We start from the raw sequence: 8,712 nt of genomic DNA, 5'->3' as shown, positions 1-8,712 counted from the left end.
ACCTCCACCAGGGAGGATATTAATACCAACGATACCAACCCCTAAACTTTTTTGATTAGCATTTGTAGAAGCTGAACCAGGTATATGCCATCCTGCTTCATATTCTTTTGCACATTGACCATATGGCATACAAAATAAAGTCGCAAAACTTTCTCCTTTTACGCCAGCTCCACACTCTCCTGACATTCCTGCTTTACTGGCATCAAATGTCGCAACATACATATCATAATTAATCACAGTAGGCCTAAACATAACTTTTTGGGTTTGAATTCTATTGCCCGCAAATAAATAATACCATCCTGATGTCACCAAATAACCTGCATGAATCTCAGTAGTACTAAATCTATTTTCATCAGTGATTGGATATAATTTTTTAATTGAAGATGCAGAAACACTTGATTCTGTTTGCAATGTGATATCTTGTGTAAGTAAACCAGTAGACGTTACTGAATATGCACTTTTTGCTTCATTTAAGGTAAATAAGTCAGAACGGGTTACATCTTTATCATAAATATTGTAAATGCCATCATTTGTATAACTAGAACCTGAGCTATACTCAGCCAAAGGTGTGCTTCTATTGCCACTACCAATTGAAACAACAGCAAATCTCTCCCCATCACCTATATAAGTAGAAAATGCTGGAGCCTCATAAAAACGGGGACTGGCAGCAGGATTTAATGAATTATGCAAATTTAAAATTCGAGTCGGAGTTCTTGCAAATAACTTTGTATTTTCCCCCACCTTATTATTCAAATCGATTCGCCAGACTTGCCCGCCTAAATCACCAAAATATAAATGATCAACCAAACCATCAGCATTTCGATCAAGAGCATTAATCTGACTAACAACACTATATTTTAAATCATCATTTCTTATACTATTGACTGAATCCGATGCATTTGCACTTGCCCACCAAAGTAGATCACCATTCTCAGCATCAAACATATATACGCCTGCACCGATTTTATTGGTTTGGTTATAATCATCATATTCATAACCTTTATATTTATCGGTTGAGTTGGCATCAGATCCACTACCTTCCGCATCATAGCCGCCGCCAACAAACATCACCCGTTTCTTATAACCTTTCCAATTCACCCAAGCAATTGTAGGTTTAGACCAACTTTGCCCCATACATCCAAGAGGATTTGAACTGGAACATATACCTTGTGGATTAATTTTAAAGAGTAGTTTAGGATTATCTATATCTGCCAAATCAAGTGCATAATAGCTTTTCCCTCCCATACGCAGACCACCATATACTACTTGCACCCCCTTATCACCACCTTTTCCAGTACCCACCGTATGTAAATCATTATTAGCAAGTACATATTCTGAATACACTGCCCAAGGTCCGTCAATTCCATAATACAGATGATCAATTCCATCCGAAGTTGTTTCTGGTCTTAAAAATGCTTGTTTTTGATTTTCAATCATTTCATTTGGCACAAAAGCAAATTTTTCTTTGCCATTTTCAGCATCAACAACATGCAATAATCCTTGTGTGGTACCAAATAAAACGTAATCCTTTCTATTTTCTGAACCAATTTTATTATCGGTATACGTGATTTTTCCTTGATTTGTAATTAATATCGGAGAAGAATGCATCACTGCACCGACCTGACGTAATTCAGCAGCTGTTTCTATATTCTTATTCAGTTGAGTTAAATTTGTTGGATCTATCGCATACCCAAGTAATGCTATTAAATAACCTCTGTCAGGATCATTTTTGGTAACTGTGTCAGTTAAATAATCTAATTTAATTTGATTTAAACTACCTGATTGTATATCAGTACTTCCATATTTCCGATCTGTAAGTAGTTTTCTATTGACAATTCCTTTAGCATCTGCTCTTAGACTCAGCTGTGATTTTACACCTCCGACAAGAGCAGCAGCAATCTCAACAGTTGTCGCAGTGCTGGATAAACTAGGAGACCATAAATCATAGTTATCGTTTATACGTCCTGTTTCATCAACAACCTCATTGTTATAGCGATCAACAATCTGTGCATTAACTATTGAATATTTTTTAAGATTTCCTACCCAAAGCTGATAATCTTGCTGAGGAGTTGGCTGAAATTGTGGATAATAAGCATTTTTTTGTAGAGCAATAGTATTTAACTGATCCACAGGAATTGTGACTGTCCCCGTAGTAACAGAAGGTATGTCAGTATTCAATTCACCCAAAAAGCTATTTACACTATCCACGATATCTTGTGAATTTGAGCCTGAATACCATCCACCTTCACCATATACTCCCCATAGCGCAGCATTTTTTACATTGGCACTTACATTTGAGTTATTTGTTATATTTGATGCATTAGCCTGAGGATTAAGATTTTTATTATAAGAATCTATCCCACTAAAGCTACTTCCAAAGCCAACAACAGCTGTTTTTATTGATAAACCCAAGGGGTTTGTTTGCCTATTTACTTTATTTGCCTCTTTATCCTTTCCCAAAAGAAATTGAGACATATCACTAACACATGACCAGCCCGTTGTTCCGTCAGTCTCTTTAAACAGGCTTCCAGAACAATCTAAAGCTGAAGCATATGAGCCTCCTCCTAATGCCTGCTGCATTAAATTTTGAGAAAAAACAGTACTTGAACTATTAGGCTCCCCATCTGTTAAGACATATATTCCCTGCCCATAACATTTTTTTTGGTCATCATCTATCCCTGAGAGAGGTGAATTATATGTTGTTAAACTGCTGTTTTTTGAATCATTCGTAGAAAGATTAAAGCCACTATAACCATTAGTAGAAAGTTGAGAATAAAATGTCCCACTATATCCAACATCAGGACTTGGCTGATTAGGCGCTCCAGAAATTAAGCCTTCAATCATTGAAGGGAGAAAACCACCATAATTTAATCCCCAATCAGCACAACCTGTGGCACTCCACTGCATACACATATGATAATTTTGATTGTTATTTTGCACAAAAATATAAGGATGACTTGTTTTATCCAATGAATCAATGGTAGTCGTTCCCAAAAGATAAGAAGCAACTTCGGCATAAGCATTCGCTGTAGGGGTTCCTCCCACTGCTGTCATTGCTGCAATTGAATTTAATAAAATTTGTCTTTGAGTTACACCATTTACTTCTGCATTTAAAGGTCTTGCTGGAACAACAATATGCCCGGTACGACCATTACCATTACTTGAGTAAACGGCTAAACCAATGACTTTATCATCTGAAATCGCTGTAATATTATTGGCTTGATTTCCTTGCAATAAATCATGCAAGCCATCTTTTAAGCGGGTTAAACGGTCATAATATCGATATGGTCCATTAGAATAATAATATCGAGGATTTGTCCCTGTTGTACTAAATGAAGCTAAATTCGCAGGTTCAGAATTTAAGCTTTCAGTACAATCACTAGTTGAAGTTGAACCATTCGCTCCACACCTAAAATAAGTATAGTTGGAACTCGACGTTCCACGCCTCATAAAGTAATTGACTCTTCCTGTAACATTACAATAATTACGTATATAAGGTCGGTTTGTGGTCGCTGATTCAGAAGTAGTATTCGAATTAATAGTTAATCCACTTGGTACATCACATGCACTATCACCCACGCTTGTTTGTGTCATACTCCCTGATAGATCAAGCATAAACATCAAAGTGATAACACCTTGTTTAGGAGATTGATAAATATCAATATCGCTAGCATATGATGGAACAGATAGACAAATTGCAGAAGTCATAATACTAGATATACAACTCGCTAAATATCTTCCTCTAAATTGAGTAAAATGCGATCTAAATTTAATATTCATTTCTGTTACCCATTACGATGTAAAGGTCGGACCAATAACGTACTCCGCCACAAAAGTTGTAAATGGAACATTCAAATCCGCTAAACAGCTAGTAATATTTGAAGTTTGACTATTATTTAAATGTTGAGATAAACAATCATTAATCTCCACGTTTGATGCTGTAGATAAAGTAGGCATAATCGAAACAGCATTTATGATAACTCTTTCGCGATTTGGCAAACCTAATGTTTCTATAGCAGTCCCGCCAATCATATTGCCAAATATATCATTAGACTCAGTATTTGGATAAGTAAGTGAAATCTGTGTCATTACTGCTTGTCGCCCACTAGTAAAGTAATTCTCAGGCTTTCCAACCTTACAGTAACCATCTGAACCTAAAGAAGAATTATTAAATTTTCCAGATGCGTCTAGTTTTGAAATACTTGCTTTATTTTGATCAAAAAAATCAGACTGATCGCCTCTAAAGCAAAATATCAGCTCATTTCCTTTATTATTATTACCTTGTATTAAGCCAAAAATGCCCCTTTTAGTCCATTGCAGTGCCAAATCTGATTCTGGTAAATTTTCAATTTGAAATAATGCTGCATCAGAATTTTGCAACATTAATTGAGTCGCTTGGCTATTTGTTGCTATATTTAAGGAAGTGAGACTTTCTCGTATTGCCAGTGTTCCTATCCCAGTAATAATAATCAGCAAAATCATTACAATAATTAGCGTTGCCCCCTTTTGCCTTTTCATTATTCTCTCTCCCCTAAAGCATTGCGTAGCGTGATATTTTGACTAATGGCCTGTCTTATAAATTTTGGAGAATTATTTTGATTTTTTGGACGAACGGTCTTGTCTAAAATAGTGAATGCTTTTGAATCATCTACCGCTTTACCTTGACCAACAGTCAATGGTGAGCGAGCTAACAATCCTAAGCTGATTGAAACAATTCGAGGGCGGTTTGCAGCAGGTAAAGCCATATAACTTGTGGCATCTAGGTATTTAAACTTATCTTTATTCACTTCATCATTTTTTACCCCCACTACTCCCAATAAAACCCTAAAATACTCCACACGCTTCATAATAATTTGACTATCTGTCCCCATTCCTTCTAAGGCTTCACCTGGTTTGTATCTCCCTGCATCACAGACTAAAGCTAAATTGCTTGGTTCAGTACCTAAAGAATTACTATCAGCCCTTAAAAAATACCTCTGAATCACCATTTGATTTATATTGTCTATTTCAGTACCTTCACAATCCATGCCACCTGTTTGTACTGGTAAATATTGAATAGTTAATACATCACTTTTTAATTCAGCACCAACAGTACCTCCAGAAACGTTATTAACATTTGTCAAACCAGTGCTGCTGCGCGTTTGATACTCTTCCTTCCACGCAGAATCAGGATCGATAGGTACATTATTCAGACTTAAAATCACACCTCCTTTTGGCAAAGTATCTGTGATTACTGCCGTTTCGGTATTTAAATTGGAAAGTCTTATATCTCGAGCAATATAGTTCAAACCAAAATTGGCATTATCTTGCAAGTCAGAATTTCCCTGTTGCATGAGTAAGCCTTTATGACCTGTAATAAGCAAAATGGACGCAGCAGCGATTACAATCAATCCCAAGGCAATAGCAATCATCAATTCCAGAAGCGTAAAACCACCTTGTTTCATTAGTACGCCTCCATCACTAAACAAGTTGAATCAGATTGATAGCTCGTTGCATTGGTACAATCCCCGGCATTAGTCCCATCGGTTGCACTGGTATCCCCCCAAGCGACATAGATACATTGCCTATTATTATTATTCCCTTGGCATTTCATGATATTCATCGTCATAGCAAAACGTTCTGCGTTTAACACAACCTGAGCAACATCAAATTCAGCAAATTGTGTTGCTGAACAAAAATTGGAAAAACAATTTGTACTATATTTTTTTTGACTTTCTGCTGATCCCATTCTTGTTTTATAGGTTGCAAATGCTGCTGGATTTGCTCGCATACGTTCTGTCAAATCTCGTGCGAGATTCACCGCAATAATTCGACTACCAGACTCACTATTTGCTTCTACCGCCTTATATTGCAGCGCGGCATATCCCAATACACCTAGTGCTAAAACAATAAGTGCAACCAAAACTTCAACAAGACCAATTCCTTTTTGCTTATATATTGTTTTCATCATGAGCAATCCCCCTGAACAACAGACTGGACAACACCTAACTTTGAAATCGTAAATTTTTTAGACAGTTTTCCTGAGATTTGTTCACACATTTCAATGTCTACATCACTTCCTTGAGAAATCGTTCCATCCATTCGATATTGAATAGAAATAACTGGTGATGGTTTTTTTAAAATAGTTTGTCCTTTAGGCATCCAGTTCAGCTGGGTTGCTGTATTAAAAGAATCTGAATTTAAAACGACAGAAATTGTTCTTCGCTCCAAAGCAGCTTTGGAACGAGCCAAATTCAATGTATTGGTTAAACTTCTGACACTCGCATCCAGGTTTTTTTTTAATATCAGCTGGTTATAAGATGGCACAGCAAATGTACTAATAATGGCAATAATTGCAATCGTGACCATCAGTTCAACTAAGGTGAACCCTTTTCCCCTAAACATAAACATAAATTCCCCAATTTATATTTCTATCTTATTTTTTATTCTTACAAAACCAATACAATGAAGATAAAAGGCATAAAAAAACAGATAACTGGTAACCAGCTATCTGTCTTATTTTTCTTAATATTTTTTATTAGACTTGTGTCACAAAAATACGAAGCTCTTTCGGTAAACTAAATGTGATATTTTCTTCTCGTCCTTCAAGTTCTTCAGGAGCATTTGCCCCCCAATCCTGTAAGCGCTGAATCACTTGCTTAATTAATATTTCAGGCGCTGATGCACCAGCTGTTACGCCAATCTTCTCGACATTTTCAAACCATGCTTGCTGAAGTTCATCAGCATTATCAACTAAATAAGCATGTTTCCCCATACGCTCGGCAAGTTCTCTTAGACGATTTGAATTTGAGGAGTTCGGTGATCCTACCACAAGCACCACATCACATTTCGAAGCAAGATCACGCACTGCGTCCTGACGATTTTGTGTTGCATAACAAATATCATCTTTACGCGGCCCCTGAATTTTAGGGAATTTTTCACGTAAAGCATCAATCACTTTTGCAGTATCATCTATTGAGAGTGTAGTCTGGGTTACAAAAGCTACTTTATCTGGATGACGGATATTGAGTGATGCTACATCTTCTTCATCCTCTACCAGATAAATATCGCCACCATTATTTTTGTCATATTGCCCCATAGTGCCTTCAACTTCTGGATGACCTTCATGACCAATCAAAATGGCTTCAGTACCTTCACGTGCATATTTAGTCACTTCAATATGCACTTTCGTGACCAAAGGACAAGTCGCATCAAAGACTTTTAAACCACGGCGTTCCGCTTCTTGCTGAACAGCTTTCGATACACCATGCGCGCTAAAGATAACAATATTGCCATCTGGAACTTCATCAAGTTCATCAACAAAAATAGCACCACGTTGACGTAAATCATCAACGACAAATTTATTGTGAACAACTTCATGACGCACATAGATCGGCGGATTAAAGCATTCCAAGGCACGATTGACGATCGCAATTGCACGGTCTACACCTGCACAAAAACCACGTGGATTGGCCAATACAATTTCCATAAGATCCTCAATAATGGCTAAATCTGGCTAACTTTTTTGAGAAAAATACCAACAAAACACTTCTAGCTATTTTGTTTGATTCTCGTCTGCTCTAAAATAGAGAAGATATTTTATCATATCAGGAAAAATATCATGTCGGGTCTATTGTTTGTCGTTTCAGCTGCTTCGGGAACAGGCAAAACATCTTTGGTGAAAGCCCTGCTTGAACGTGTTAGTAATTTACATGTTTCAGTTTCTCATACGACCCGTGGGCAACGCCCTGGTGAACTACATGGCGTACATTACCATTTTACAAGCAAAGAAGAGTTTTTAGCACAGGTTTCTGAAGGCGGATTTATCGAATATGCCGAAGTATTTGGTAATTATTATGGAACTTCACAAGCAACTGTAAGAGAGCAACTCGCCAAAGGGCATGATGTTTTACTTGAGATTGATTGGCAAGGTGCACAGCAGGTACGTAAACTTTTCCCAGAGTCCAAACAAATATTCATTCTCCCTCCAACACAATTTGACTTACGTCAACGATTATCAAATCGTGGAACAGATTCCGTTGAAGTCATCGAACATCGTTTGAGCTGTGCTGTTGAAGACATGCAGCAATATGTAAACTTTGATTTTATTATCATCAATGATGATTTTAACAAAGCCTTGCATGACCTTGAATCAGTGATTAATGCCAACCGTTTAACATTGGCTCAACAAGCACATCGTCATAAGGATCTGATTCAAAAATTAATCACGCCGCAATCACAAGATTAAGTGGATAAAACTTGAGTCTGTTGTCAAAGCATTTTATACTGTGAAGTCTATTTAAAAATTTTGTATTCAAACGAGAATTCTTATGGCACGCGTAACCGTTGAAGATTGTTTAGACCATGTAGACAACCGCTTTGAGCTTGTACTAGTGGCAAGCAAACGCGCGCGTCAACTCGCACGCCAAGGTATTGAACCAACTGTTGAATGGGATAATGACAAACCAACTGTTGTCGCTTTACGTGAAATTGCAGCAGGTCATGTAACTAAAGATATCTTAAAACAACGTGATCAAGACTATCAAACGTCTAGTCTTGATTTGGCTCTTTCTGCAAATAATCTCAATCTTGAAAGTTTCTCTTTCCAATAAGTTAAACTTTCATCAAAAAGCCTAGTTTTTCAACTAGGCTTTTTTATCTTGCAGTTTTTGTGAAAAGATCGACAAAATCCAAAATATTTGTTAAAAAAAATTATATTTTTTTCTTCCAAGA

General features: G+C 36.9%; 8 protein-coding genes. 2 read left to right on the top strand and 6 right to left on the bottom strand.

Features of this window, described 5'->3' with window-relative positions; all coding sequences use genetic code 11:
• The 6 genes from KPC_RS04355 to ispH form a co-directional block, all read right to left on the bottom strand.
• A partial coding sequence (locus KPC_RS04355; RefSeq protein ID WP_146196623.1) for a PilC/PilY family type IV pilus protein occupies nucleotides 1–3,780 on the bottom strand: 3,780 nt, incomplete at its 3' end.
• 12 nt (nucleotides 3,781–3,792) lie between these two features.
• On the bottom strand, nucleotides 3,793–4,518 hold the full coding sequence (locus KPC_RS04350; RefSeq protein WP_121973188.1) for a pilus assembly protein PilX: 726 nt from the start codon (nucleotides 4,516–4,518) through the stop codon (nucleotides 3,793–3,795).
• Nucleotides 4,518–5,444, bottom strand: coding sequence for a PilW family protein (locus KPC_RS04345; RefSeq protein WP_121973187.1), 927 nt, complete (start codon nucleotides 5,442–5,444; stop codon nucleotides 4,518–4,520). Before KPC_RS04345 ends, KPC_RS04350 begins: the two co-directional genes overlap by 1 nt.
• Nucleotides 5,444–5,947: a type IV pilus modification protein PilV gene (gene pilV, locus KPC_RS04340; protein ID WP_121973192.1), complete on the bottom strand. Its 504-nt coding sequence runs from the start codon at nucleotides 5,945–5,947 to the stop codon at nucleotides 5,444–5,446. Before pilV ends, KPC_RS04345 begins: the two co-directional genes overlap by 1 nt.
• The gene (locus tag KPC_RS20855) at nucleotides 5,947–6,390 is read right to left on the bottom strand and encodes a pilus assembly FimT family protein (protein WP_174506823.1); all 444 of its coding nucleotides are present in this window, start codon (nucleotides 6,388–6,390) and stop codon (nucleotides 5,947–5,949) included. The genes pilV and KPC_RS20855 overlap by 1 nt, the downstream gene beginning before the upstream one ends.
• 127 nt (nucleotides 6,391–6,517) lie before the next feature.
• Nucleotides 6,518–7,468, bottom strand: coding sequence for a 4-hydroxy-3-methylbut-2-enyl diphosphate reductase (gene ispH / locus KPC_RS04330; RefSeq protein WP_121973186.1), 951 nt, complete (start codon nucleotides 7,466–7,468; stop codon nucleotides 6,518–6,520).
• 132 nt (nucleotides 7,469–7,600) lie between these two features.
• Here ispH and gmk point away from each other — a divergent pair, with 132 nt between their 5' ends.
• A complete protein-coding gene (gene gmk / locus KPC_RS04325; RefSeq protein ID WP_121973185.1) occupies nucleotides 7,601–8,227 on the top strand; it encodes a guanylate kinase in 627 nt (208 codons plus the stop codon).
• 82 nt (nucleotides 8,228–8,309) lie between these two features.
• Nucleotides 8,310–8,591 carry a DNA-directed RNA polymerase subunit omega gene (gene rpoZ, locus KPC_RS04320; protein ID WP_121973184.1) on the top strand — a complete coding sequence of 94 codons (282 nt, stop codon included), beginning with the start codon at nucleotides 8,310–8,312 and terminating at the stop codon, nucleotides 8,589–8,591.
• The last annotated feature ends 121 nt before the right edge of the window (nucleotides 8,592–8,712 follow it).

This window comes from Acinetobacter stercoris, from assembly GCF_900323515.1.
Classification (GTDB): domain Bacteria; phylum Pseudomonadota; class Gammaproteobacteria; order Pseudomonadales; family Moraxellaceae; genus Acinetobacter; species Acinetobacter stercoris.
Note: the sequence above shows the minus strand (reverse complement) of the source record. Positions and strands in the feature narration are given on the sequence as shown.